Origin of the sequence: Shimia abyssi, from assembly GCF_003014475.1 — a bacterium.
In the GTDB taxonomy this organism is placed as follows: domain Bacteria; phylum Pseudomonadota; class Alphaproteobacteria; order Rhodobacterales; family Rhodobacteraceae; genus Shimia; species Shimia abyssi.
Genome location: NZ_PYGJ01000007.1, coordinates 18910 through 44589, shown reverse-complemented (window position 1 = coordinate 44589; position 25680 = coordinate 18910). Strand labels below are relative to the sequence as shown.

Annotated in this window: 27 protein-coding genes; 15 read left to right on the top strand and 12 right to left on the bottom strand. The window is 56.2% G+C overall.

What is annotated here, in order from left to right; translation table 11 throughout:
• Positions 1-260: 260 nt before the first annotated feature.
• Positions 261-2255, top strand: a complete 1995-nt coding sequence (locus CLV88_RS12365) for a hypothetical protein (protein ID WP_106608722.1) — start codon at positions 261-263, stop codon at positions 2253-2255.
• Positions 2256-2329: 74 nt separating this feature from the next.
• Here CLV88_RS12365 and CLV88_RS12360 read toward each other — a convergent pair whose 3' ends face one another.
• The 9 genes from CLV88_RS12360 to CLV88_RS12320 all read right to left on the bottom strand — a co-directional run bounded on the left by CLV88_RS12360 (position 2330) and on the right by CLV88_RS12320 (position 10262).
• A complete protein-coding gene (locus tag CLV88_RS12360; RefSeq protein WP_106608721.1) occupies positions 2330-3691 on the bottom strand; it encodes an ArsB/NhaD family transporter in 1362 nt (453 codons plus the stop codon).
• A gap of 24 nt (positions 3692-3715) precedes the next feature.
• Positions 3716-4204: a CBS domain-containing protein gene (locus CLV88_RS12355; protein WP_106608720.1), complete on the bottom strand. Its 489-nt coding sequence runs from the start codon at positions 4202-4204 to the stop codon at positions 3716-3718.
• A 170-nt stretch (positions 4205-4374) separates the two neighbouring features.
• Positions 4375-5037, bottom strand: a complete 663-nt coding sequence (locus CLV88_RS12350; protein WP_243403653.1) for an HD domain-containing protein — start codon at positions 5035-5037, stop codon at positions 4375-4377.
• Complete coding sequence (aroC, locus tag CLV88_RS12345; protein WP_106608719.1) at positions 5030-6133, bottom strand: chorismate synthase; 1104 nt, start codon at positions 6131-6133, stop codon at positions 5030-5032. The genes CLV88_RS12350 and aroC overlap by 8 nt, the downstream gene beginning before the upstream one ends.
• A gap of 62 nt (positions 6134-6195) precedes the next feature.
• A complete protein-coding gene (locus CLV88_RS12340) occupies positions 6196-6993 on the bottom strand; it encodes a DODA-type extradiol aromatic ring-opening family dioxygenase (RefSeq protein ID WP_106608718.1) in 798 nt (265 codons plus the stop codon).
• A gap of 127 nt (positions 6994-7120) precedes the next feature.
• Complete coding sequence (locus CLV88_RS12335; RefSeq protein ID WP_106608717.1) at positions 7121-8725, bottom strand: calcium-binding protein; 1605 nt, start codon at positions 8723-8725, stop codon at positions 7121-7123.
• Positions 8726-8867: 142 nt separating this feature from the next.
• Positions 8868-9179 carry a DUF1244 domain-containing protein gene (locus CLV88_RS12330; RefSeq protein ID WP_106608716.1) on the bottom strand — a complete coding sequence of 104 codons (312 nt, stop codon included), beginning with the start codon at positions 9177-9179 and terminating at the stop codon, positions 8868-8870.
• Between the two features lie 29 nt (positions 9180-9208).
• On the bottom strand, positions 9209-9448 hold the full coding sequence (locus tag CLV88_RS12325; RefSeq protein WP_106608715.1) for a DUF6868 family protein: 240 nt from the start codon (positions 9446-9448) through the stop codon (positions 9209-9211).
• Between the two features lie 70 nt (positions 9449-9518).
• Complete coding sequence (locus CLV88_RS12320; protein WP_106608714.1) at positions 9519-10262, bottom strand: N-formylglutamate amidohydrolase; 744 nt, start codon at positions 10260-10262, stop codon at positions 9519-9521.
• A 156-nt stretch (positions 10263-10418) separates the two neighbouring features.
• Here CLV88_RS12320 and pyk point away from each other — a divergent pair, with 156 nt between their 5' ends.
• From pyk to CLV88_RS12285, 7 genes are all read left to right on the top strand, one after another.
• Positions 10419-11864 (top strand): pyruvate kinase, encoded by a 1446-nt coding sequence (gene pyk / locus CLV88_RS12315; protein WP_106608713.1) that lies wholly within the window; start codon positions 10419-10421, stop codon positions 11862-11864.
• A 32-nt stretch (positions 11865-11896) separates the two neighbouring features.
• On the top strand, positions 11897-12121 hold the full coding sequence (locus tag CLV88_RS12310) for a hypothetical protein (RefSeq protein WP_106608712.1): 225 nt from the start codon (positions 11897-11899) through the stop codon (positions 12119-12121).
• Between the two features lie 109 nt (positions 12122-12230).
• Positions 12231-12431 (top strand): 50S ribosomal protein L35, encoded by a 201-nt coding sequence (gene rpmI / locus CLV88_RS12305; protein ID WP_106608711.1) that lies wholly within the window; start codon positions 12231-12233, stop codon positions 12429-12431.
• A gap of 14 nt (positions 12432-12445) precedes the next feature.
• Positions 12446-12811: a 50S ribosomal protein L20 gene (gene rplT / locus CLV88_RS12300; RefSeq protein WP_106608710.1), complete on the top strand. Its 366-nt coding sequence runs from the start codon at positions 12446-12448 to the stop codon at positions 12809-12811.
• 171 nt (positions 12812-12982) lie between these two features.
• Positions 12983-13663 (top strand): gamma-glutamylcyclotransferase, encoded by a 681-nt coding sequence (locus CLV88_RS12295; protein WP_133169957.1) that lies wholly within the window; start codon positions 12983-12985, stop codon positions 13661-13663.
• 102 nt (positions 13664-13765) lie between these two features.
• Positions 13766-14836 (top strand): phenylalanine--tRNA ligase subunit alpha, encoded by a 1071-nt coding sequence (gene pheS / locus CLV88_RS12290; protein ID WP_106608708.1) that lies wholly within the window; start codon positions 13766-13768, stop codon positions 14834-14836.
• A gap of 115 nt (positions 14837-14951) precedes the next feature.
• On the top strand, positions 14952-15722 hold the full coding sequence (locus tag CLV88_RS12285; protein WP_165798885.1) for a type 1 glutamine amidotransferase: 771 nt from the start codon (positions 14952-14954) through the stop codon (positions 15720-15722).
• Between the two features lie 9 nt (positions 15723-15731).
• Here CLV88_RS12285 and CLV88_RS12280 read toward each other — a convergent pair whose 3' ends face one another.
• Complete coding sequence (locus CLV88_RS12280) at positions 15732-16865, bottom strand: DUF2652 domain-containing protein (protein WP_106608706.1); 1134 nt, start codon at positions 16863-16865, stop codon at positions 15732-15734.
• Between the two features lie 325 nt (positions 16866-17190).
• On the opposite strand from CLV88_RS12280, the gene CLV88_RS12275 reads away from it, so the two are divergent.
• From CLV88_RS12275 to CLV88_RS12265, 3 genes are all read left to right on the top strand, one after another.
• Complete coding sequence (locus tag CLV88_RS12275) at positions 17191-18003, top strand: CE1 family esterase (RefSeq protein ID WP_106608705.1); 813 nt, start codon at positions 17191-17193, stop codon at positions 18001-18003.
• A gap of 89 nt (positions 18004-18092) precedes the next feature.
• Entirely contained in the window at positions 18093-20492 is a 2400-nt protein-coding gene (gene pheT, locus CLV88_RS12270) for a phenylalanine--tRNA ligase subunit beta (protein WP_106608704.1), read from the top strand.
• A 3-nt stretch (positions 20493-20495) separates the two neighbouring features.
• Positions 20496-20921, top strand: coding sequence for a GNAT family N-acetyltransferase (locus tag CLV88_RS12265; RefSeq protein ID WP_106608703.1), 426 nt, complete (start codon positions 20496-20498; stop codon positions 20919-20921).
• A gap of 10 nt (positions 20922-20931) precedes the next feature.
• On the opposite strand, the gene CLV88_RS12260 is transcribed toward CLV88_RS12265, so the two are convergent.
• Entirely contained in the window at positions 20932-21822 is an 891-nt protein-coding gene (locus CLV88_RS12260) for a LysR family transcriptional regulator (protein ID WP_106608702.1), read from the bottom strand.
• Positions 21823-21917: 95 nt separating this feature from the next.
• On the opposite strand from CLV88_RS12260, the gene CLV88_RS12255 reads away from it, so the two are divergent.
• Positions 21918-22550, top strand: coding sequence for a class I SAM-dependent methyltransferase (locus CLV88_RS12255; protein ID WP_106608701.1), 633 nt, complete (start codon positions 21918-21920; stop codon positions 22548-22550).
• Between the two features lie 98 nt (positions 22551-22648).
• Positions 22649-23098, top strand: a complete 450-nt coding sequence (locus CLV88_RS12250; RefSeq protein WP_106608700.1) for a YtoQ family protein — start codon at positions 22649-22651, stop codon at positions 23096-23098.
• A 38-nt stretch (positions 23099-23136) separates the two neighbouring features.
• Here the strand turns inward: CLV88_RS12250 and CLV88_RS12245 are convergent, their stop codons facing one another.
• Positions 23137-23835, bottom strand: coding sequence for a glutathione S-transferase family protein (locus CLV88_RS12245; RefSeq protein ID WP_106608699.1), 699 nt, complete (start codon positions 23833-23835; stop codon positions 23137-23139).
• Positions 23836-24025: 190 nt separating this feature from the next.
• Here CLV88_RS12245 and CLV88_RS12240 point away from each other — a divergent pair, with 190 nt between their 5' ends.
• Together CLV88_RS12240 and CLV88_RS12235 are read left to right on the top strand one after the other, a co-directional pair.
• Positions 24026-24832: a mechanosensitive ion channel family protein gene (locus CLV88_RS12240; RefSeq protein WP_106608698.1), complete on the top strand. Its 807-nt coding sequence runs from the start codon at positions 24026-24028 to the stop codon at positions 24830-24832.
• A 212-nt stretch (positions 24833-25044) separates the two neighbouring features.
• A complete protein-coding gene (locus tag CLV88_RS12235; RefSeq protein WP_106608697.1) occupies positions 25045-25662 on the top strand; it encodes a sulfotransferase family protein in 618 nt (205 codons plus the stop codon).
• The last annotated feature ends 18 nt before the right edge of the window (positions 25663-25680 follow it).

The following is a 25680-nucleotide window of genomic DNA, read 5'->3' as shown; positions in this document are numbered from 1 at the left end:
ACATAACCGATGGCGGCGATGCCAAATGGGTGACGCAATGGCGAGTATGTCGAACATGGCGCTGTGAGTTACGAAACGGGTGTGGAGCGCCGATGTCGCGCGAACTTAACCAAAACCTGACCGTGGCAGGCTGATCCGAAAAGTGAAACCTATTCGCGCATGGATTGTGGAGTGTTGCATGGGATCCATTTCAGGGCGTGGGAAACGAAGCAAATTTATGCTAGGGTCAACGTATTGATTTAGTGAGTTTGGAGCGCAGGATGGCGCGGCATCTTATTTTGACGGTTCACGGTATCGGTGAACAGAAACCTGGCGAAACAGTTGATCAGGTTGTTGGCGCGGCGACGACTTGGTTTGATGGAAAACCAAGGCCGCCGGTTCAGATCGAACGCGATATGATCGAGCTGGCCGAGAACAATTTTGACGGCACGACCCGAAATGTCCGATTGTTCAAAGTACATACGCGCAATGTTCGCAAGCTTTATAATCAGGCCGATGAGGCAATGTTTGCCGAAGTTTTCTGGGCAGACCGTTCGCCAGCGCCCAAAGGGGCGTTCAAAACGGTTCTGGATCTGATCTGGGTGGTTTTAGCGCTGGGTTATCTGGCGATGGACAATGTCGAACAAACGCATCGCAGAAAGGGGATTGAGCGAGGTAAGGCCAAGGAGCGAACGACGTTGGCTGCGCTGCTGGTACATGGCTTTACTTGGGTTTTCTTTGGCGGGGTGGCGGCGATAAACGCTTTTTTGTTGCTCGGGGCCGCGGCGATGATGATCGACCAATTGTCCGGCGACGCCTTTAGGGGCAAGGCGGCATATGTTTGTGCGCTGCTGGGGGTCTATGGCGCGGCTACCGCATTTGGGGTGAGGCAGTGGAACCGCGCCCCGACCTATCTGCGACGGGTGTTTTGGCGCGGGACGGCGATTGTGGGGACGGCGGCCATTTCTGCGCTGATCAGTGGGCCGCTGGTGCTGGAGTGGTGGGATTGTGCAAAATGCATTGCGACCACGAATGAGGGTGTGCTGCCTTCTGAGTATTCCGCACTTGGCCAGTATGTTGCGTTTCAGATCCTTGCGCTGGGTGCGGCTTGGGCGCTGCTGGTTTTTTCGACTTTGGTTTTATACATGACCTCATTGCTGCCATTGGGGATTGACGACGAGTTGAGCGAGCACCGGCGGATTTACCCAAGTATATGTTCGGGAATGCTCGCCTTTTGGCTGTTTTTCATGTCTGGATTTTGGCTGGGTCTGGAGAAGATTGTCGGTTCGGTCAATATGCTGTCGGACGGTGCATTGACGGCTGTTTTAGGCAATCAGCTTGGTAAATCGATTGGGACGCTGGGGGCCGCATTCGTTTTGATCGCGGCACTGGTCCTGTGCGGCGGTTGCATTTTCGCGATACGCAAAATCAGGCGTAAGAAACTGCATGAAGCATCAAGCCTGACGAACCGAGCCGTATTGAACAGGTGGGCACAGATTGTGTTTCTCCTGGGGGCGGTTGTCATGTCCGTGGCGGTATATCAGCAAGTTGGAAATCATTTTTCCGGAGGCAATCCCTTTTGCCCAATAGAAAAAACGAACCAAGGAGAGTTGGAGAACTGTAGCGTTGCTGGTGCGTTTTTGAAATTCCTTGAGTCCCATCAGGGCGCCATCGCATTAATTGCGTTGACCGTGGCGGCGATGCTTTACCGGTTTTCCTACATCGTTTCGGCTGGATTGGGCGTAGGGCGCGATATCGTGACTTATGCCATTCGCAAGCGTTGTTACCTCGCAAAGGAGCTGCCTGCTCGGCAAGCAAATTATCCAGATCGGACAGCCATCAATGAACGGTTCTACCGGACGCTTTATTATGCATTGTCGGTTTTTTCAGCGGACCACATCACCGTTATCTCCCATTCTCAAGGCACTGTGATCGCGACCCAGATGCTTGCGGATCCGCGTGTGCAACGACGGATAAAAGGGCGACCGGTAACGTTGATCACGATGGGGTGCCCAGTGACACATATCTACCAAAGGTACTTTCCCGAGATGTTTACGGTGGATTCAGGAGCGCTCAATGCGGCGTGGTTTAACATCTTTCGTGAGGACGATTTTGTCGGAACCCGAATTGATGGCGGGCTGATCGATGAGAGAAGAGACATGCCGGTCAATCCGGGTGGTCACACCGGGTATTTTACCGATTACGAAGTCTGGCAAATTCTGTGCGGCGATCAGATAGGTTTTGACCTGTTCAATCCCAAGATATGTGCGCCTTAGCAGAAGAAGCACATGCCCCAGCCAGTGCGTTTGCACTGGCTGAGAGGGTCGCAAATAGCGATTGCATAGCTGCTTTAGAAATAGCGCAGCCAGATGTAGACGTTTGCGATCATGAGGGTGAGTATCATGATGGGGAAGGCGATTTTTGCGAAGGCGATAAAGCCGATGGGCTGTTTCGCTTTTTCAGCAAACGCGGCCACTGTAAGGTTAGCGCTGGCGCCCAGCAAAGTGCCATTCCCGCCAAGACACGCGCCTAGCGCGAGCGACCACCACAGCGGCTCTATCGCGTCCTTGCCGCCAAAGGTTTCGGCGGTGGATTCGATCAGCGGGATCATAGTGGCCACGAAGGGGATGTTGTCGAGGATGGCTGACAGGATGCCCGACGCCCAGAAGATGAAGAACGCGGTCCACATCATGTCGCCTTGGGTCAGTTCGAGCACCTTTTCGCCAAAGAATGCCAACAACCCGACATGTTCAACCCCAGCGACGATCACAAAGAGGCCGCCGAAAAAGAAGATCGTGATCCATTCCACTTCGCCAAAGATGTGGTGCACGGATTCAGATTGGTCCTCGCCTGTCTGATGCCCATAGGCCAAGAGCATTAGCAGCGCCGCACCTGCCAGCGCTGAGGTGCCCGGCTGGATGCCATGGCCGTGGCCCAAGATGAAACCGGCGAGGACAAGTGCGAGAACACCAAGGGATTTGATCATCAGGACCACGTCAGTGATCGCCTCGGATTCGTTGAAGCCCATGATGCGTTCGCTGGCGGACTTGGGAATGCTGGCCAGTTCCTTGCGGTTCATCAGGTAGATGATGCCGGTCAGGACGACGAGACAGATTGCAGAGATCGGGGCGAGGTTCACGACAAATTGGTTGAAACTGAGGTCGGCGGCGGAGCCGATGATGATGTTGGGCGGATCACCAATAAGCGTGGCCGTGCCGCCCACATTTGAGGCCAGGATTTCTGCGATGAAAAAGGGAAACACGCGGGTTTCGAGCGCTTCGGTGATCAGCAAGGTGATCGGCGCGATCAGCAGCACAGTCGTGACGTTGTCGAGAAGGGCCGAGAACACGGCGGTGATCAGCGTGAGCATGATCAGAATGCCGGTTGGGTTAGCCTTGACCGCCTTGGCGGCCTTAATCGCCACGTATTGGAACAACCCGCATTTTGAAGTGATGCCAACAATCACCATCATACCGATCAATAGCGCGAGCGTGTTGGCGTCGACGCCGTCGACCGCCTGTTGCTGGGTGATGATCCCAAAGAGAACCATGAGTGATGCGCCCAGCATCGCGAGGATGGCGCGGTTTACCTTTTCGGTGATCAGGACCGCGTAGACTGCGATGAGAATGCCAGTGGCGATCCAGATCGGATCAATGCCCAATAGCTGGGGGACGGAGAACGTGTCTCCGTGCGACGTGGAATGGTCTGCCAAGATTTTAGTCCGGTATTTGGAGGGTTAGCCGAGCGCGCGATCAAGAAGGGAGTTTGCGCTAACAGTTCCGACGAAGCGGTTTGTGTCAGGCTCAACAAGGATCACGTGGCGTTTGAATTTGTAGATCAGGAAGATGCCTTCCATCACGGGGGTATCGGGCGCGGCCACCGGAATATTGACCGGCCTGGACATATTATCGCGCACGGTCTCGTGCTTGAGGCGGTCGAGCTGTTGCTCGAAATCGCCATGCGTCAGGTTCATGAAGCCAAGCGATTCTATCGGGACGCGCCCGGCCTCATCGTTCAGGCCAATGGTCGCCGCCTTGGGCAAGATGAGCTTTAGCAAGGTCGGCGCGGTGAACACGCCCACATAGGTGCCATCCTGTTCAACGACGGGCAAAAAGCGCGCGCGGCTGTCCTTGATGATGTTGAATGCGGTGGCGATGCTCTCGTCTGGCAGAATGGTTTTCTGCTTGTCACTTGGGACCATCACATCAAAGCAGGTCAGACTCATGGGTTTCCTCTGTCGGTGCACCGTTAGGTATTGGATCTGAGTCGCGGCGCCGGTGTTCGAATCAACGAATGTTGGATGAGACCGAATCGGCGTTGGCTGACGCGGCTTACATTTCACCACAGGGACATTTTGGCCAGTCTCCGGGTGACTTTTTTTGCAGGTGCAGAAAACTATTCGGGCGAGAACCAGTTTCGCGGGAAAGGAGCGTTGATTTCCGTGGCCCAAGCCTGTGCAAATTGCACCATAGTCGCAAGCCGCTCTTTGGCTATGGCGCGGCCGGTCGTAGTGAGCATGTCTTCGGGGAGCCGCAAAAGCTTGATCGGCCAATGATCCATGGCGAACTGGCCATCGTCAGGGGCGCGGGACATTGCGAAGGGATCGTCGGGGTCATAGAAGGCGCGGTCAAGCTTGGCTGAGACAGCGAAGCAGCGCGCGATGCCAATGGCCCCGAGCGCGTCGAGCCGGTCAGCATCACGCAGGATCTTTGCCTCGATAGTTTCAGGCAAGATGCCGGCGGAAAAGCTGTGGGCGGTGATGGCGTGTTGAGCGGCGGTAATGTCGGCGGCGGACAGGCCAAGGCGCTGTAGAATAGGCGTGGCCTCTTGTGCGGCGAGGTGGGAGGCAGTTGCGCGGTTGGGCGCGTCTTTGGGCAGGTTGACCAGGTCGTGCAGATAGGCCGCGCTGACCAGAACGGTCAGGTTGACGTCGGTTTCCGTGTCCGCAATGCGGCTTGCGTTGGTCCAGACCCGGTCAAGATGGGCGAGGTCATGCGCGGCGTCTTGAGACATGCGCGCGGTGACATGCGCGCGTAGTTCTGTGCGCAGCTTATCCAATATGACCCCGGTTCGCCCCAACCTGACCGCGATGCAGGAGCAGGTGATCGAGCACAACGCAGGCCATCATCGCCTCGCCCACGGGAACAGCGCGGATACCGACGCAGGGGTCATGGCGACCTTTGGTGATCACTTCGATCGGGGTCCCGTCCTTGCGGATCGAGCGGCGCGGACTGAGGATTGACGAGGTGGGTTTCACGGCAAAACGCACCACGAGGTCTTGACCTGTGGAGATGCCGCCCAAGATGCCACCGGCATGGTTTGAACCGTATTCAGGGCCGTTTGCGCCCATGAAGATTTCGTCTGCGTTGTCGGTACCTCGGAGGCGGGCGGCGGACATGCCTTCGCCGATTTCCACGCCCTTTACAGCGTTGATCGACATCATCGCGGCGGCCAGGTCGGTGTCGAGTTTGTTATAGACGGGCGCGCCGATCCCGGCAGGCACGCCGCGCGCAACAACTTCGACGATCGCGCCGACGGAATCGTGGGATTTACGCAGGTCTTGAAGGTAGTTTTCCCAGTCCTGAGCGATCTCTGACCCTTGGGGAATCCAGAAATCGTTTTGGTCGATGGCGTCCCAGTCAAACTGGCTGCGATCGATTTCCATTTCGCCCATGGCAACCATGTAGCCCTTGATTTCGACGCCGGGTGCGATCGCTTTGATGGCTTCGCGCGCTACACCGCCTGCGGCGACGCGGGACGCGGTTTCGCGGGCAGATGAGCGCCCGCCGCCGCGATAATCGCGGATGCCGTATTTCTGCCAATAGGTGATATCGGCGTGACCCGGGCGGAAAGTTTCGGAGATGTCGCCATAGTCGCGGCTGCGCTGGTCGGTGTTTTCGATCATCAGTTGAATGGGCGTGCCGGTCGACTGGCCTTCGAACACCCCGGACAGGATTTTCACGGCGTCCGGTTCGTTGCGCTGGGTCATGTTCTTGTTCTGACCGGGGCGGCGTTTGTCGAGCCAGATTTGCAGCATTTCCGGCTCAATTGGCACACCCGGAGGGCAGCCATCAACTGTCGCGCCAAGCGCGGGGCCGTGGCTTTCGCCCCAAGTGGTGACGCGGAAAAGGTGGCCAAAGCTGTTCATCGACATGACGGGCGGACTCCTGAAAACTCCGCGTCGGTCTAGCGGGCGGTCACGATTTCCTCAAGAGCTTATCCAAATCGGTAGCTGGAGGCAGTGACGCCGCCGCGAATGCCCGTCTGGTGGTAAACCCGTGTGGCCGGTTCCCCTTCGGCGGCGCCGAGGGCGGCGAAGATTGGCACGAAGTGGTCCTCCTTGGCGTGGCAGACCCGCGCAGAGGGGGCGGTTTCCCAGTCAAGTAGTGCCTGAGTGCGCTCAGGCGCAGGGCGGGCTAGTGTCGCGGCGAGCCAAGTGTCGAAAGCGTGCGATGGTTCGCGTGCTTCGGGGCTGAAGAGGCGCAGATTGTGATAGCTGAGGCCAGATCCAACGATGAGCACACCCTCGTTGCGCAGTGGATCCAACGCGCGTCCAAGGGCGAAATGTTCGGTTGGGTTATAGTTATGGCGCATGGAAACTTGAATGAGGGGAATGTCAGCCTCTGGGTACATGACGGCCATTGGCACAAAAGTACCGTGGTCATACCCCATTTCAGGATCGAGGCTGCTGGGCAGTCCGGCGGCGGTGATCATGTTTGATACGCGCGCAGCAAGGGCCGGGTCGCCCGGCGCTGGATACGTCACCTCGTATGTGTGGGGTGGGAAGTTATAATAGTCATAGACCATAGGGGGATTGGGTGAGGACATGACGGCAAAGTCGTCTTTTTCGCAATGCCCGGAGATCATCAGCACTGCCTTGGGACGTTGACTGATCTGATGCGGCATGAGTGAGAGCGCCTCGGCCAGAGGTGCAAACTCGGCCGCCATTTCGGGCACCCAGGGCCAAGGGCCACCGCCATGAGAGATGAAATAGGTGGGCAATCGGTCAGACATGGCATTTCTCCGAGAAGGGGGCTCCCGGTTAACCTAGCGACAGTGGTGGAGTTTTAACACGCAGCCCGTGAACACGTCATGTGCGTAATCCGGCAAGCCCAAGTCGCAGGTTTGCCGAAGTATGACTCTAGTAGCTGAACGCTATGGACAGGTTGGCCACATCGGCAGTGGTCATATTTTGCAGCATGATGGCGGTTTCGGCAGGCAGGATTGTCATGGTGCCGTCCGTGTCTTCGGCGCCCCATATATCGATCACGGCGATGCCTGATTGCGGATCGAAATTGACCGACCAGTCCATGGAACTCAGGGTCATATCATCCGTGACGCCGATTGTGATGGTTTCCTGTGCGGCATCAAGATCGGTGATTGTCACCGGGTCAACCCCTGCGCCAAAGGTAAAGCCGACGCCGAAATCGTCATCACCTTCGCCCCCGGTCATAGTGTCGCCATTGTCGCCAATCACGAGGTCGTCGCCATAACCGCCACTCAAAAGGTCGGCCATGGCATCGGCCCCGGTTTCGCTGGCGCCGATCACGGTATCGTCGTTAAGGCCGCCATAGAGCGTGTCAGCGCCGTCGGCATCCTGAAGCCAGTCATCCCCGCGACCGCCACGAACAATGTCGTCGCCGCCTTCTGAGGTGGGCGTGGTGACGTCAAGCCCATAGACATCGTTGCCTTCGCCCAGTGTAACCGTGTCCTGTCCGGCCCCGCCGGATGCGGTGTCGTTCCCGGAGTTGCCGACGAGGCGGTCGTCGCCGTCATCACCAGAGAGGTTGTCATTGCCGTCGCCCCCGACGAGCGTGTCAGAGCCCGCGCCACCGTTCAGGGTGTCGTTGCCTTCCATGCCCCGGATGTCTTCATCGGCTGGTGTGCCGGTAAATGTATCATCAGACCGGCCCAGATGTTGGGGGCCATCGTCTGCTGGGGTAAGGTCATCGAGGCTGTCCGCCAGTGTCAGGGAGACTGCCGCCGCAGTTTCGGCTGTCATGTTCTGCAAGACAATCGCAGTTTCTGCTGTCACTGCCTCAGTGCCGCGCATACCCCAGATCTCAACCGTCGCCGTGCCGGATGCGGCATTGAAGTTCACCTGCCATTCGAGCGTGTCGAATGCCGCGTTGTCAGACACGGCGATGGCGAGCGATTCGTTGTGGGCGTCATAGTCCGAGATTGTTACCGGATCGGAGCCGTTGCCAAAGGTGAACAATACGCCAAATGTGTCGTCACCAGCACCGCCATTGATAGTGTCGCCATTGTCGCCAATGATCACGTCATCGCCGTACCCAGCTCCGAGAAGATCGGCTTCGGCATCTGTGCCGTCGCTTGCGCCAATAATGATATCGTCGCCAAGCCCGCCATACAAAGTATTTGCACCGGAGGCGTCCTGAAGCCAGTCGCTGTCGCGACCGCCGCGCACAAGATCGTCACCCGCCTCGTCAATGATATTGGTTCCATCGAAACCGTAGAAATCATTGTCGCCGCCCATGGCAATGGTGTCATTTCCGGCACCTCCGCTGACGCTGTCGTTGCCACCTTGACCCACTAACCAATCGTCTCCGCCGGCACCACTGATCGTGTCATCGCCGGCGCCGCCAAACAGGGTGTCATTATCTGTCGAGCCGTTTAACGTATCGTCGTCTGGCGAACTGTCAGTCGTGTCGGCCAGAGCATCGTCTATGGCGGCCATCGCAAGGCCACCACCCAGAACTGATATTAATGCCAATGCCCCAATCATGTTCTCGCTCCAGACGTTAAGAAGTCATTAACGATCTAGAGACACCTGAACGGTGGGGTTAGTTGGGCGCAAATTTGGAAACAATGGGGCGCTGAGGTATGCGATTGGCCGCAAAACCGCTGTTTTTCGTCAGGGCTTCATGTCAGCCGCCTTCGACGTTCTCTTTGAAAGCGACCTTGAACGCTGCCTGCTTTTCCGGGCTGGCATCAGTTTGGTAGTTGGCCTTCCAGTCGTCCATTGTCATGCCGTAGTAGATTTCGCGGGCTTCGGTCTTGGACATCTCGATGCCGCGTTCATTTGCGGCCTCTTGATACCAGCGCGACAGGCAGTTCCGGCAGAACCCGGCCAGATTCATCATGTCGATATTTTGCACATCGGTGCGCTTTTCCATCAGGTGTTCACGCAAGGTGCGGAAGGCGGCAGCTTCGAGTTCGATGCGGGTTTGGTCGTCCATGTTTCGAGTCCTGTCGTTTCGGGTAAGTGTCACATCAGTTGAATCGCGAGCCACGGCACCAGTGCGAACACAAAGATCAGCAGCTTATACGCGCCAAGCCAGTTGTAATAGGTTCGACGCACATCGTTTTGACCAATGTCAAACATGCGGGCGTGCAAGGAAGTCGCCCAATCGCGCGCGGCGAGCATCATAATGCTTGCGAATACCAGGATGGCGTAGTGGATGACCGACATCCAACCAAAGAAACTGCTTAGGGCTTCGAGTGTCATGTTGCCCTCCTTTCAGGGTCAGCGCGTTTCAACCTTTATATGGTTATGAAAGGTCAGTCCGGCAAGGGGATCAGAGGCTGGTGCGGTTGATTGTATCGGTCAGGATTGCCGCAAGCCTTTCGGCCCAATGGGCCTGTCCTTCTTCGGAGGCAATCACGTCTTGGCGTAGCTCGATCAAGGCATTGAGTCGGCCCTGATGCAACGCGTGTTGATCCATGCTGTCCCCGGCCAAGTGCCCGGCATAAGGTTCGTTGTCGCCAACTGTGAGATCGGTTTCTTCCTGCAAGCGTTGAATAAGCGGCGGGGCAAAGCGATCTTCGGGAGCGGCATGCAGAACGCCAATCTCCCACGGGCGTGGGGCCCGGCCATTAAGCCTTGGTGAGAAGGAATGCATGGCGATGATTATGATGTCTTCGCGCGCTGCGGCTAAATCAGCAAGGGCGTCGTGGTATGGACGATAGTAAGCATCTATCCGGCGCTGAACCTCTTGGGCGTCGACATGCCGATTGGCCGGAATGATCGTTCCGTCATAGAGCCGCATGACTAATGTCGGGTCATCTGCGCCACGGTTCGGGTCGATCACCAGGCGCGAGAAGTTTGAGCAAATTACGGGCGAGTTCAGCAGTTCGCCCAGTATGAGCGACGTGCCGCGCGCGCCAATGTCGTAAGCAATGTGTCGGTTCATATCAGCGGGGCCAATGCCCAGATCGCCGCCATTGATTTCGAGCGGTACAAAGTTTGAGGCGTGATCACAGGTGATCAGCCAGCGACCGGGCCTGTCAGCCCCAAATATGGTATAAGGTTGGTATGTCATGTGCCTGTCACTTCTATCTTGACAGACTTAGGTCAGGCGGTGGCAAAAGGCCACTGCACAAAACCTTAACTTGACTGTGTTAGCGTTAACTCATAGCAATTGCCGCGATTACGACGCGTAAACTTTGCTTACGACAGAAAGACGGATGGCAGGACAATGAGACGTTTGAGAAATGTAAAAATCGTGGCTACCTTGGGGCCGGCATCCGAAACATATGACATGATCCGTGCTTTGCACGAAGCGGGTGCAGACGTCTTTCGCCTGAACATGAGCCACGGTACCCACGAGGAAATTCGCGAGAAACATCGGATTATCCGTCAGGTGGAAAAAGAACTGCAAAGCCCGATAGCCATTCTTGCCGATTTGCAGGGGCCCAAGCTTCGGGTTGGCGTATTTGCCAATGGCTCGGAAGAATTGGTTCCAGGTGCGCCTTTCCGGTTGGATCTTGACCCGGCGGAAGGTGACTTGAACCGCGTTTGCCTGCCGCATCCGGAAATTTTCCAAGCGCTTAAGGAAGGCGCTCGATTGTTGGTCAATGATGGTAAGATCCGTCTCAAGGTCGAGAGCTGTGGCGATGATCACGCCAACTGCATTGTTGAGACCGGCGGCACGATTTCTAACCGCAAGGGTGTTAATGTGCCCGACGTGGTTCTGCCTTTGGCCGCGCTGAGCGAAAAGGATCGCGATGATCTGGAATTTGCCTGCGGGTTGGGTGTGGATTGGCTTGCGCTGAGTTTTGTGCAGCGCCCGGAAGATGTGAACGAGGCGCGTAAATTAGCGCAGGGACGAGCTGCGATCCTGTCCAAGATCGAGAAACCCTCGGCCGTGGATGCATTTGACGAAATCCTGGCGGTGTCCGACGGGATCATGGTTGCCCGAGGTGATTTGGGTGTTGAGCTGCCCGTGTCAGCAGTGCCGCCGATCCAAAAACGCTTGGTGCGTAAGTGCCGAGTCGCGGCCAAGCCTGTAATTGTCGCAACTCAAATGCTGGAAAGCATGATCGACAGTCCGATGCCAACACGTGCCGAAGTGTCGGACGTATCAGGTGCCATTTACGAGGGTGCGGATGCGGTCATGTTGTCGGCAGAGTCCGCTGCGGGCAGCTATCCGATTGAAGCAGTTTCGACCATGCATGAGGTGGCTGTCGAGGTGGAAAACGACCCCACTTATCGCCAAGTGATCGAAGCGTCACGCTCGGCGCCGCGTTCTACTGTGGCAGATGCCATCGTAGCGGCCGCACGCGAAGTTGCGGAAACCACAGAAGTGGCGGCGATTTGCTGTTTCTCGCAATCTGGTACAACGGCGCTGTTGATTGCGCGCGAACGCCCCCGCGTTCCGATTATTGCCATGACATCGCTGCGAGGCACAGCTCGTCGCCTGTCTCTGAGCTGGGGAACCAATTGTGTCATCACCAACGAAGTGAACCGATTTAAAATGGCTGTTGTAGCCTCTTCGCGCGCGGCGACCGAGCTTGGCTATGCAACTGCAGAGGATCAGATCGTGGTTACGGCTGGTTTGCCGTTCAACGTGGCAGGTTCCACCAACATTTTGCGTGTTGCACCGTGTGATGAACGTTTGATTTTTAATATGGAAAACGAGTAGGGTCTGCCCCGGGCAACCGGGGAAGACGAGCAATGACAACCGATTACCTGATGACGATTGGTTTGGTGGTCGGGTTGTTCTCTATCCCTGCGATGCTGGCCGCCTATGCCGATCTGCGGTTTCCGCGCGGTCCAATGGCGGCGTTTATTCTGTCTGCCGCAACGATCGCGTTGGCGTGGGTTTTGCATCCGGGCGGATATTCATTTGCAGAGCTGCCAAATGTGGTGGTCCGGGTGATCGCGGATATCCTGAATTAAGCTCTTGCGGTAAACACATTTGGGGACTATACGGCGCCTCTATTCGCGCGACCGGCCTGAAAGGCATGCCGAGTCGCGTTTGTCACCGACCGAATAAAAGGAGACGGAAATGCCTAAGATGAAGACCAAGTCGAGCGCCAAGAAGCGCTTTAAGGTCACTGCCACTGGTAAAGTGCTGGCCGGTCAAGCCGGTAAGCGCCATGGCATGATCAAACGCACCCGTAAATTCATTCGTGACGCCCGTGGCACCACGACCCTGTCCGCCCCCGACGCAAAGACCGTCAAGGGCTATATGCCCTACGATCGCTAAGAGGAGATTGATATATGTCCCGCGTTAAAGGTGGAACCGTCACCCACGCCCGTCACAAAAAAGTCGTCAACGCCGCAAAAGGCTATTACGGCCGTCGCAAGAACACCTTCAAAGTTGCGCGTCAGGCAGTCGACAAAGCAAACCAGTACGCAACCCGCGACCGCAAGAATCGTAAGCGTAATTTCCGTGCGCTGTGGATCCAGCGGATCAACGCAGCCGTACGCAGCCACGACGAGGCGCTGACATACAGCCGCTTTATCAATGGTCTGTCGCTGGCCGGTATCGAAGTGGACCGTAAGGTTCTGGCCGATCTGGCGGTGCATGAGCCCGAAGCGTTTAACGCCATCGTGGATCAGGCGAAAGCCGCGCTGCCCGCGTAAGCAGGCTCACGTTTTTTTTGTAAGGCCCCGTTTGCGACAGCAGGCGGGGCTTTTCTTTTGCTCAGGAACGTGGCTTGGTCTGAGACAGACCAATTGAGCAGACGTTAGAGACCAAACTTGTCAGATCCTTTTTGCCATCACCCACGTCTTGAATCTTTGATCAAGCCACCAGTGAAATCATCGTTTCGCACATTTGAGCCTGAGGCGATGCGGGACATTGTGACATCCAATGGGGCGCCACAGGACTGGATACTGACGACCGAACAGCGCAACGCGGACCGGTTTGCGGCGCTTGCGGGGCGTTGGGATCAGGATGTTTGGGTCTTTGCATATGGGTCGTTGATGTGGGATCCGGGATTCCATTTTGCCGAGGTGCGACGTGGTTTTGCGCCCCGTGCAGAACGCCGTTTCACGCTGTGTGATCGGTTTGGGGGGCGGGGTACGCGCGATGCTCCGGGTGTTATGGCTGCCCTGGAAAACGGTAGCGGGTGCAACGGATTGGTGTTCCGCATTTCGCGCGACATAATAGACGTTGAAACCGAACTGGTCTGGAGGCGCGAACGGATGGGGCATGCGTACTTCCCTGCCTTTATCGAGGTTCAGACCGATCAAGGGCCGGTTGAGGCATTGGCTTTCATGGCAAATCACGCTGCCACCTTGATTGACACGGACCTGACCTACGAACAGCAGGTCCAATATTGCGCCACAGGCAAGGGTTGGCTTGGCACCAGTCTGGATTACGTCGCCAATCTGGCCGAGCATTTTGAGACGATGCGGATTGTCGACAAGGGGGTGACTGGTTTGTTGCGCGACGCAAGGGCATACCGGGACCGCCATTCCATCACAATGTGACGTACATTTGGGCCAGCAGCGTGCGATACTTGGCGGATGACATCCCCTTGCTTTCAGCCGTCCATGTGATAGCAGAGCGCCAACAGAATTTGAGGGGCCGTCATGGACGATCTTAAGGCAAAATATCTGGAACAGGTTGCACATGCCGCTGACGAAGGCGCGCTGGAGGCGATCCGCGTTGCGGCTGTTGGCAAAAAAGGCGAAGTGGCGCTGAAAATGCGCGAGCTGGGCAAAATGACGCCGGAAGAGCGCCAGGTGGCAGGCCCGGCGCTGAATGCTCTCAAGAATGAGATCAACAGCGCGTTGGCTGCCAAGAAGGTAGCGCTGGCCGATGCGGCGCTGGACGAGCGTTTGAAAACCGAATGGCTGGATGTGACCTTGCCGGGCCGCGCACGTCGCATAGGTTCGATCCATCCGATCAGTCAAGTGACCGAGGAAGTGACCGCGATCTTTGCCGATATGGGGTTTGCTGTGGCCGAGGGGCCGCAGATCGAGACCGATTGGTACAATTTTGATGCGCTGAATATTCCCGGCCACCATCCGGCGCGTGCTGAGATGGACACGTTTTACACGCATCGTGCCGAAGGCGATAATCGCCCGCCACATGTATTGCGCACGCATACTTCGCCGGTTCAGATCCGGTCGATGGAGAAAACCGGTGCGCCGATCCGCATTATTTGTCCGGGGCGGGTGTATCGTGCGGATTACGATCAGACGCATACGCCGATGTTCCACCAGATTGAAGGTCTTGCCATCGACAAGGATATATCGATGGCGAACCTGAAGTGGGTGCTGGAAGAATTTTTCTCGGCGTTCTTTGGAACGCATGTTGAGACCCGTTTTCGTGCGTCGCACTTCCCATTCACGGAACCATCCGCTGAGGTGGATATTCAGTGCAGCTGGGAAGGCGGCACTGTGAAAGTGGGCGAAGGTGACGATTGGTTGGAAGTGCTTGGTTCGGGTATGGTGCACCCCAAGGTGCTTGAAGCTGGCGGCATCGATCCCAATGAGTACCAGGGGTTTGCCTTTGGGATCGGGATCGACCGTCTGGCGATGCTGAAATACGGGATTCCGGATCTTCGGGCCTTTTTTGACAGCGATCTGCGTTGGTTGCGCCACTATGGCTTTGCCTCTCTGGATCAACCGACATTGCATGGCGGCCTGAGCCGCTGACAGGTAGGTCGGACAATAATGTCCGACTTACGACGTGTTTCCCGATTTTGATGTCGCGATTCATTGATCATCGGCGCGCGGGTTGGATAGCCTTATGGAAAACCAGGGGCTTGCCATGACCACACTTCTTATCCTTGAAGGGAATCCATCGGAACTTGTTTCAAAAGGCATGTCGGATGCCATTCCCTTTGTGTCGTCATTCACGGCGCTTGATCCAAGTATCCGGTTGAGCCTTGCGAACCCCTATGCAGATGCAATCTCAGAAGAAGAGATTGCGGCTGTAGATGGCGTTGTTTTTACTGGCTCGGGAACGGAATGGGCCGCTGATGCGCCAGAAGCGGAACCGCAAAGGGTTGCGATGCGTTCTGTATTTGCACAGGGCAAACCGGTTTGGGGGTCGTGCAACGGGATGCAAGTTGCAGCAGTGGTTCTGGGCGGACGTGTTGGCGCGTCGCCCAAGGGTGCAGAGCGCGGCATGGCCCGCGATGTCACCGTGACCAAAGAGGGGCGATCGCACGCTTTGATGGCGGGCAAGGGTGCTTCATTTGCCTCGCCTTGTACACATCGCGACGAAGTTCAGGCATTGCCCGAAGGGGCGACGTTGATCGCCGGCAATGCCCACTCTCCGGTTCAGGCGTTTGTCTATGAGCAGGATGGGGTAGATTTCTGGGGGGTGCAGTATCACCCGGAATGCGGCGCTGCGGAAATGATCCAGTGGTTGAGCCCACGCGGAGCTGAATGTGCTGAGATTGTCCAGAATTTCGCAACTGCGGAAACCGATGCCGACGCTGCCGCGCGCCTTGGTACATCACCAAAGGAGTTGGCGCTGGACGAGCGGGCCCGCGAGCTGCGAAATTGGTTGGAACACGTCAAGGCACGTACCTGAGCGAGCCGCTCAGGCGGCTTGCGCGGTTGCTGTTTCCGCGGCCAATCGTTTTGCAATATCAGTCATGCGATTAACGCGGCTTTCCTTGTCAGGTTCTATGATGCCGCGCACCTTTTTCCCCACAGTTCCGGCCATTAGCTTGCCCATGAGTTTTGGGGACTTTGGAGTTGTATATCGCAACTTGACCAGCGACCCGTTCCCGGCCTCGATAATTTCATTTGTTTCGAGGAATGATAGGCCCATTGGCAGGTTATATTTTCCGGTGACATATTCACCCGGATACCAATCGATGATCTCGAACGGAAAAATATCGTCGCCGTGGTAACAATGATAGAGCGTTCCGGGTTCGACTTTGCCTTTCTTGTCGTGGAAAAGTTCAACCTGATTTGCACCAAGCCATTCCATACGAAGATCTGGACGAGTGCAGATGGTAAAGGCGACGTCCGGGGCGACCGGCAGTGGAATGATCCATTCTTCGAGCAACAATGTATCTGTTGGTTCTACGAAAGTACGTTCCGTGTTGCGACGGCGTTGCCATGCTTCGCGCAGATCGCGCACAACAAACTCTACGTTGCCGATATGTTCGATGTCTTCTGAGTGGAACTCTGAATCATCGAAGAAGCTGCCCATATCCATCGCGCGGATCGCATCACAGGTGATCAGACTATAGGCATTCAGACCAGTATTTTGTTTGACGCTATTTTTGAGCAGGCGGAAGGCAGTTATCACGTCCTGACCGGCAAGTTCTTGGCGGCCACCTGTGTCCTGAATGATGCATTCGCCATGATGAACGACGATTTTGAGTTCCAGCGCGTCGATCGTGGAGCATGCGTCACAAGGGCAGCCTGTGTTCAGGATCATCTTTTCCTTGCTGCGCGCAAAGACGCAGTAAAGTTGTTCAGCGAAGTCGAGGATGAACTGTTTGGTCATGACGTCGCTTTCAAAGGCGTATGCAAAAACAGCATCACCCTGAAGGCCTGAAATTTTTAGGGGAGTTCGGATTGCGGGGACAAGATCACCGAACAGCGATTCAAGTATGCCCTTCGCATGTTCGATGGCCGTTTCAGCCATGAATTTTGTGTAACCTGAGATATCTGCAATCACAAAGTAGGTAGTCTGTACGCCATTGTCTGATTTAGTCATTGGGCCGCTCTCCTGCGTTTATGGCCCATTATGCGATATTTAGTATGTAAATCAAATTTTTGTGATTATCCGGTTGGCAAAGTAGATCACGGCGAATTCTGGATGTGACATTGTGCTGGGTTTTTCGGTTGTCCACAGTCAACGGGTTGGTCGCAAGTTCTCTGGGTTTTGTTTCAAGCATGTTGCTTGTTAAAGTTGGGGCAAGTGCTGCGGAGGGCGATTGCCCAACATCTTGGCAATATTTTTAGTCATGTGCAGGGGTATCTTTTCACTCCCCACAAATATGTGACGTGACACTGTGCGCTCCGTAGGTAATTTCGCTGTCATGTATCAATTTTCTCTGAGCCTCGCAGCTTTCATCTTTGTTTCATTTGCTTTTCCGCTGAGCGCGGAAGATTTGGTGGAGTGTCGAGATGAAGTCGCTTGTACTGTTGGGGACCGGTCGTATCACGTCATGGAACCAGACGGATGGGATGGGGTGAGCTCTTTGCCTGTACTGCTGCATTTTCATGGCTGGTCTCGAACCGGCGTACACGCGCAGCGGTCTGACCGTGTTGGGGCCTCTACACGCCGTCGCGGAGTGCTTTTGGTGACGCCAAATGGATTGGGCAAAAGCTGGTCGTTCTGGAGCGCAGCTTCGCAGGATGTGCCTTTTGTGGATGCAGTGCTTGGGGATGTGGCGCAGCGCTATCCAGTGGACACAGGCCAAGTGTATGTCTCTGGCTATTCATACGGGTCTGCAATGGCGTGGCGGTATGTGTGCGAAAGTGGCGATGATATTAGCGCACTTTTGGCAATTTCTGGGTCGATTGATCAAGGGGAAACCTGTGATCAGGCCCCGAATGAAGTGCGTCATGTACATGGTTTGGCTGACACCGTGATGGATTTTCCAATGGGTCCGGGCGGCGATGTGACGTACCCGGTTGCGCTATGGCGGCGAGAACTGGGTTGTGCGGGGACTGGCACGGCAAAGGGTGATTGGCAGGCGCGCAGTTTCTTAACGCTTACACGTACAGATTGGCAGTGTGAGCGGGGGGCTGTGACGCTTGATCTGCATCCGGGTGGGCATTTCATCCCGCATGGTTGGATCGGGCGGCAATTGGACGAGCTTTTGGGTCTCAGCCCGAGTTATCCTTAGGGCCTGGGCCGTGCCAAGGCTTGCACATGAGAGCAATCTTTGTCATTGCCTGCTGCAACATGCATGGCTTGCCATAGGACACCGGACAGATGAAATTCACTCTTTCTTGGCTGAAAGATCACCTCGACACAGACGCAACCGTTGACGAAATCGTTGACGCCCTGACTGACCTTGGGCTTGAGGTCGAAGAGGTGTCCAACCCGGCGGACCGTTTGGCGGCGTTTACCCTGGCCAAGGTGACACATGCCGAGCAGCACCCAGATGCGGACCGTCTGCGCGTGTGCACGGTGGCAACGGACGAGGGTGAGAAACAGATCGTTTGTGGTGCGCCCAATGCGCGGGCAGGTATCACGGTGGTTCTGTGCAAACCGGGTGACTATGTGCCAGGTATTGATTTGACCCTGTCGGTTGGCAAAATTCGCGGAGTTGAGAGCCACGGAATGATGGCGTCGGAACGTGAGCTTGAGCTTTCGGATGAGCACAACGGCATTGTTGAGCTGCCCTCGGGCGAGGTGGGTGACAAGTTCATCGACTGGTTGGCAGAAAACGATCCGTCCAAGGTCGATCCGGTGATCGAGATTGCCATTACGCCAAACCGCCCTGATGCGCTGGGCGTGCGTGGGATTGCGCTGGATCTGGCGGCGCGTGGTTTGGGGACAATGAAAGCGGCGGCGAAGGCGGATGTTTCAGGCACCTTTGCAAGTCCGATTGCTGTGACGATCGACGAAGACGCACGTGCGGATGGCTGCGAAGTGTTTGCCGGACGTCTGATCAAGGGCGTGAACAACGGGCCAAGCCCCGAATGGTTGCAGGATCGGCTTAAGGCCATCGGACTGCGCCCGATTTCAAAGCTGGTGGATGTAACCAACTTTTTCACGTTTGATCGCAACCGTCCGCTGCACGTTTTTGACGCGGACAAGGTGAAGGGCAACCTGCGTGTGCATCGGGCAAAGGGCGGTGAGACTCTCGTCGGTCTGGACGAAAAGGAATACACGTTCGCCCCCGGTATGGTGGTGATTTCTGACGACGAAGGTGTTGAATCCATTGGCGGCATCATGGGCGGGCTGGCCACTGGTTGTACTGAAGAGACCACAAATGTGTTTCTTGAGGCGGCTGTGTGGGACCACATCCAGATTGCCTATACGGGGCGTGGCTTGAAGATCAATTCAGATGCGCGTTATCGCAACGAACGCGGCATTGACCCGGCGTTCAACATGGAAGCGGTTGATCTGGCGACGCAGATGATAATCGACCTGTGTGGCGGAGAGGCATCTGAGGTTGTTGTTGCAGGCGAAGTGCCGGACGTTTCGCGTGCCTTCAAGCTGGACACCGACCGGGTGCAGTCGCTGGTGGGCATGGAAATTCCGGCTGAAGAGCAGGTGAAGACGCTGACCGCGCTTGGTTTTGTCATGAATGGCGATATGGCCCAAGTGCCAAGTTGGCGTCCGGATGTACGCGGCGAGGCCGATCTGGTGGAAGAGGTGGCAAGGGTTGCCTCGTTAACCAAATTGCAGGGTAAGCCACTGACCCGTGCCACTGCCGGCGTGCCCAAACAGATCCTGTCGCCGATGCAGAAACGCGAACAGATTGCGCGCCGAACGACGGCGGCGTTGGGCTACAACGAGTGCGTGACCTATTCGTTCATCGACAAGGCGGCGGCCACGCTGTTTGGCGGTGGAAGCGATGTGACCATGTTGGAAAACCCGATCTCGTCCGAGATGAGCCACATGCGCCCGGACCTGTTGCCAGGGCTGTTGCAGGCGGCAGCGCGCAATCAGGCGCGTGGGTTCATGGATATGGCGCTGTTTGAATGTGGTGCAGCCTTCCAAGGTGGCGAGCCGGGGGAACAGCATTTGCAGGTGGCTGGCCTGTTGGTTGGCAAGACCGTGCAAAAGGACGTGCATGGCGAGAGCCGGGGTGTCGACCTGTTTGATGCCAAGGCGGATGCCGAAGCGGTTTTGGCAGCTATCGGTGCGCCAGCGAAGGTTCAGATCCAGCGCGGTGGGGCCGATTGGTGGCATCCGGGCCGTCATGGTCGCATTTGTCTGGGTCCAAAGAAAACGTTGGGCGTGTTTGGTGAGGTGCATCCGCGTGTGCTTGAGGCGCTGGGCGTTAAGGGGCCTGCGGTGGCGTTTACGCTCTTCCCCGAGGAAATCCCGCTGCCACGTAAGAAATCCGCATCACGCGGAGCGCTGGCGCTGCGGGATCTGCAAGCGGTTGAACGTGACTTTGCATTTGTCGTGGACGCCGATGTCGAGGCGCTGACGCTGGTCAATGCGGCGGCCGGTGCGGATAAGGCGCTGGTCGAAAACGTGCGCGTGTTTGATGAGTTCATTGGCGGCAGCCTCGGCGAGGGTAAGAAATCCATCGCTGTAACGGTACGCCTGCAACCAACCGACAAGACGCTGAAAGAGGCGGATATCGAGGCGGTGGCAGCCAAGATCGTCGAGAAGGTGGCCAAGGCCACTGACGGCACGTTGAGAGGGTAAGACATGACCGTGCGGCGCGCCACATTGCAAGATGCCGACGCGCTGGCACAGTTAATCGACGGGGCCTATCAGGGCTATCGCGACCGAGGTGTTGACCTGCCTGACGTAAGTGGCGGAGTGGCGGACGCGATTGCGGATGGTGCGGTTTGGGTGATTGGCGAAGCTGCGCCGGTGGGAGTGCTGATGCTGAGCACAAAGGGGCCCGACGCGCATCTGATGAATATTGCCGTGTCGGCGGATGCGCAGGGACAGGGGGTTGGCGGCAAGCTGATCCGACATGCGATGGATCAGGCGCGCGAGGCGGGATGCAAAGGCATTGCACTGGCCACGCATGTGGATTTGGCAGAGAATATCGCGCTTTATGAACATCTTGGGTGGTCTGAGACCGGGCGCGAGGGCGCGCGCGTGATGATGTATCGCGCGATTTGAGCGGGCGGGCTTAAGTGGCCCCCAAATGTTCCGCCAGAACGTCGAACACCATTCGTATGCGTTTGCTTGTGTGCACTTCGCGGTGGGTTGTCAGCCAGACTGGGAACCGGATCGGTTCCACATCTTTTAGGATGCGAATGACGCCGGGTGTCTGGGCGGCCACTTGGTCTGACATTGGTGCGATCCCGAAACCCTGACGTACCATATCCCATGCGATCAGCCCGCTGTTGGAACCGACGCGGAAATGAGTCTCATCAAGGGATAGACCCCAACTCTTTAGGTGTTCGATCAACAAGCGCGTGTCGCCAAAGCTGATGAAGGCATGGTGGGCCAAATCTTCTTTGTTCGCGGGAGTGCCCATTCGGTCCAGATACTCTGGTGTCGCGTAGAAATGCGCGGTTTCTTCGCGCAACAGGCGCGCCACGAGGTCGGGCTGTTCAGGGCGGACGTGGCGGACGGCGATGTCCGCCTCTCGGCGCATGAGATCGCGCACGTCGTTTGCGGCGACCACGTCAATGGTCAGGCGCGGTGCGCTGGTTCGCAACCTGTGTAGAACAGGGGGCAATAGATAAGCGGAATACACATCGCTTGCTGTGATGGCGACCCGGCCCGCGATATCCTGAGACTGCCCCGCCGCGGCCAATGCCACCCTGTCGGCGGCTGTTCCCATCTCGCGGACATGTGTCAGCAATTCGCGCCCTGCGCCCGTTAAGTGCAGTGTTCGGCCCACACGTTCAAAGAGCAGCAGGCCCAGATCCTCTTCCAAGGCGGACACCTGTCGCCCCAAGGTGGGTTGAGTGAGCCGCAATTGCCGTGCAGCCCCTGATAGCGAGCCTTGTTCCGCGGTTGTCAGAAAGGCGCGAAGGTGGTTCCAGTCAAAGGGTCGGTTGGTCAGATTCATGCAAATTTGTATATCAGAGACACGGATTTCGGCAATTTACCATTTTTGCCTACACATATTAATATCTGATCAGTGGCGGAATTGAGGGACAAACCATGAAAACTGATCATACGTTTTGGGACAAGCTGGCCGCAAAATATGCGCTGTCGCCAATTCGCGATACTGAATCCTACGAATACACGCTGGAGCGCACGCGGTCTTATCTCAAAGAGACGGATCAGATTTTGGAGCTTGGCTGTGGTACGGCCGCGACGGCGATCCGCCTTGCAGGCAGTGCCGCGCAGGTCGTGGCAAGCGACTTTTCCTCTGGCATGTTAGAGCAAGGGCGGCTGCGGCTTGGGGAAGCGGGTGTCGTGAATGTGGAGCTTGTTCAGGCTGCGCCCGAAACGGCGCCTGAGGGACCGTTTGACATGGTTCTGGCGCTTAATTTGTTGCACCTGATCGATGATCTGGACGCGGCGTTGGGTGCTGTGGCTGATCGTACCAAGGACGGCGGTCTGTTCGTCTCGAAGACACCATGTTTGGGCGAGGGTATCAAGTCGTTCAAGTTTCGGTTGATGAAAGTTGCCATCCCGCTTATGCAGTTTTTCGGTAATGCTCCCTTTGTGCGGTTTCTGAGTGTTCGCGATCTTGAAGCCGCGCTTGTGCGCGCAGGTTTTCAAATCATCGAAACCGGTAACTATCCGGTCGATCCTGTTAGCCGCTACGTCGTGGCGCGCAAGGTCTAAGTATTGTTCGAAAATCCAAAGCAGTGTTTTTGAGGGTTTCGCCATTGGTGTCCTGCAACCGGCGCGGTATGAGGGTGAGAAACAAGGGAGACATATTCATGGGTCTGAACATTTATCTTTCCGGTGAAATTCACACTGATTGGCGGGAACAAATCATTGCCGGGGCCGACGGGCTGGACGTGAGCTTTCATAGTCCTGTCACGGATCACGCGGCCAGTGACGACTGTGGTGTGGCCATATTGGGGACAGAGCCAAACAAGTATTGGCACGACCACAAGGGCGCGATGGTGAACGCGATCCGTACCCGCAAGGGGATTGAAGATGCGGATGTCGTCGTTGTGCGGTTTGGCGAGAAATACAAGCAGTGGAATGCTGCGTTTGATGCCGGATATGCGGCGGCGCTTGGCAAGTCGATTATCGTGTTGAACTCGCCGGAGCATCAGCACGCGCTGAAGGAAGTTCACGCAGCGGCGTTGGCTGTTGCCGAGGAGCCCAAGCAGGTGGTTGAGATTCTGCGCTATGTGCTGACGGGTACGTTGCCTGAGTGATCGGAATTGCAGGGAGGGTGATCCCTCCCTGCTTTTGTTCAGTCGCGCGGCGGCGTAATGCGTCCCTTTTGCACAGCAGGGCGTGCCATGAACCGTTCGACATAGGCGGTGATGTTGGGAAAATCCGTTATTCCAACCTTGTCCGAGGCTTCGTAAAAATCGAGCTGGCCCAACCAGGGCGCGAGCGCGATGTCGGCGATGGAATAGTCCCCGACAATCCAGTCTTGTCCAGCTAGCTGCTGGTTCAAGACGTTCAACAATCGTTTCGCCTCGTTTATGTAGCGCTCGCGCGGGCGGGGATCTTCGATCTGGGCTCCGGCGAATTTGTTGAAATAGCCCAGTTGCCCAAACATTGGACCAACACCGCCCATTTGAAACATCAGCCATTGGATTATGTGCATACGGGTTGTCGCATTGTTTCCGAGGAGTTGCCCCGTCTTCTCGGCGAGGTAAATGAGGATGGCGCCGCTCTCGAATAGGGTGATAGGCGCTCCGTCGGGGCCGTTTGGGTCGATAATGGCCGGGATTTTGTTGTTGGGATTCAGCGCAAGAAATTCAGGGCTTTGAACGTCTGCATCTGCCAGTGTGACCTTGTGCGCTTCGTAGGGCAGACCGGTCTCTTCGAGCATGATCGAGGCTTTGACTCCGTTTGCCGTGGGGAAGGAATACAGCTGTAAAATGTCAGGGTTAGCTGCTGGCCAGCGCTTGTTTATTGGATGCTGCGTTACGAAACTCATCGAATGTCTCCTGATTTCAGGTGTGACAAGATAAGCTGTTTTTGTAGGTCCGCTAGTGTAAAAGAGACGACGGGCGTTGTTGCAAAGGCAATACAACAAAAGCTTGTGTCCACGGGGTTTATGAGAAAAATACCGACCACGGTTAACAAGTTCCCGCGCGAAGAGGGATACGCCAAAAGGATGGTGAATTATGGATACAATGGTGGATCAGGTCGGGCAGTTTGGCCCAGTGGCGATTTCGGCGTTCAAGGCGCTGGTTGTCCTGATTTTGGGGTGGATCGTAGCAGGAGCCGTGAGTGGGTTTGTCCGCCGTCGCGTGAATGCCAACCCGGAGATCGACAAGACGCTGGGGAATTTTGCCGCCAGCGTCGTGCGGTGGGTCATCCTGTTGATGGTGCTTGTTGCGGTGCTCGGGATATTTGGGATCGAAGCGACATCGCTGGTGGCGATGCTTGGTGCCGCGACGTTGGCGATTGGCCTCGCGCTTCAGGGGACATTGTCCGACCTTGCGGCGGGTTTCATGCTGATCCTGTTCCGTCCCTACAAAATTGGTCAATATGTCGATTTAGGTGGCACCGCGGGGACCGTGGTGGACCTAAATCTGTTTGTGACCGAGATGGTCACGCCGGACAATGTGCAGATTATCATTCCGAACGGGCAGGCGTGGGGATCAATCATCACCAACTTTTCTGCGCATGATACGCGGCGTGTCGATTTGGTTTTTGGCATTGATTATGGCGATGATGCCAATAAGGCTCGTGAGATCATTCTTAATGTTGCGGCAGCAGATGACCGCGTGCTGAAGGAGCCGGAATCCTGGGTGCGGGTGACCAACCTTGGGGACAGCTCGGTCGATCTGACCGCGCGGATCTGGTGTAATGCAGCAGATTACTGGGAGTTGAAGTTTGCATTGACCCAAGGGGTAAAAGAAGCGTTTGACGCCGAGGGGATTTCTATTCCCTACCCACATACTGTGGAAATCAAGAAAGAAGCGTAGGGGGGGAAGCTCCCGCCATTTTCGGGGTCCTGCAGGCCCCTGCCAGAAGTTGAGCCCGGCGGTTTTGGCTCTGGCGAGCCAAAACCGGATAGGGGTCTGCCAGTTGGCGGACCCTTTTTGCTTGAATTCTTTTGACTCTGTTTGTGCGATGGCCTTTGGTTAGAGCCTTCAACAAAGTCAGGCTGACGACGGCCAGACGCGTAGGAGCTGTTATGACGTTGAAGGTTATTGGCACAGGGTTTGGGCGGACGGGCACCGATTCAATGCGAATGGCACTTAATATTCTGGGCGTCGGGCCGACGCACCACATGTTCGAGCTGGGCGAGGGAACGCCGCTTCGGCCTTTGTGGCTTGACCTTGTCAATGGGAGTGAGCCGGATTGGGATGCGCTGTTCAAGGGATATTCCGCGTGTGTGGATTGGCCCTCCGCCCACTACTGGCGCGACTTGATCAACGTGTATCCAGAAGCCAAGGTTTTGTTGACGTTGCGGTCTGCCGAGAGCTGGTGGACGAGTTTTGAAGCAACAATCCTGAAATTTATCCAAAGTAGAGAAGATCCCAACGGGATGGCTCAGTTGCTGATTGCAGATCAGGTTTTTGATGGAAGGCACGATGACCGAAGACATGCTATTGCTGTTTACGAGCAAAATATCGCGGACGTAATGGCCACAGTGGCGCCGGATCGTCTCTTGGTGCATGCGTTGGGCGATGGGTGGCACCCTTTGTGTGAATTGCTGGATGTGCCAGTGCCAGATGTTGAGTACCCGAGTAGAAATTCTACGTCAGAGCTTGTCTCGCGAATGTCTGAAAACGGCGTCGACTTGAATTAGGCGTATTCCCGATCTTTG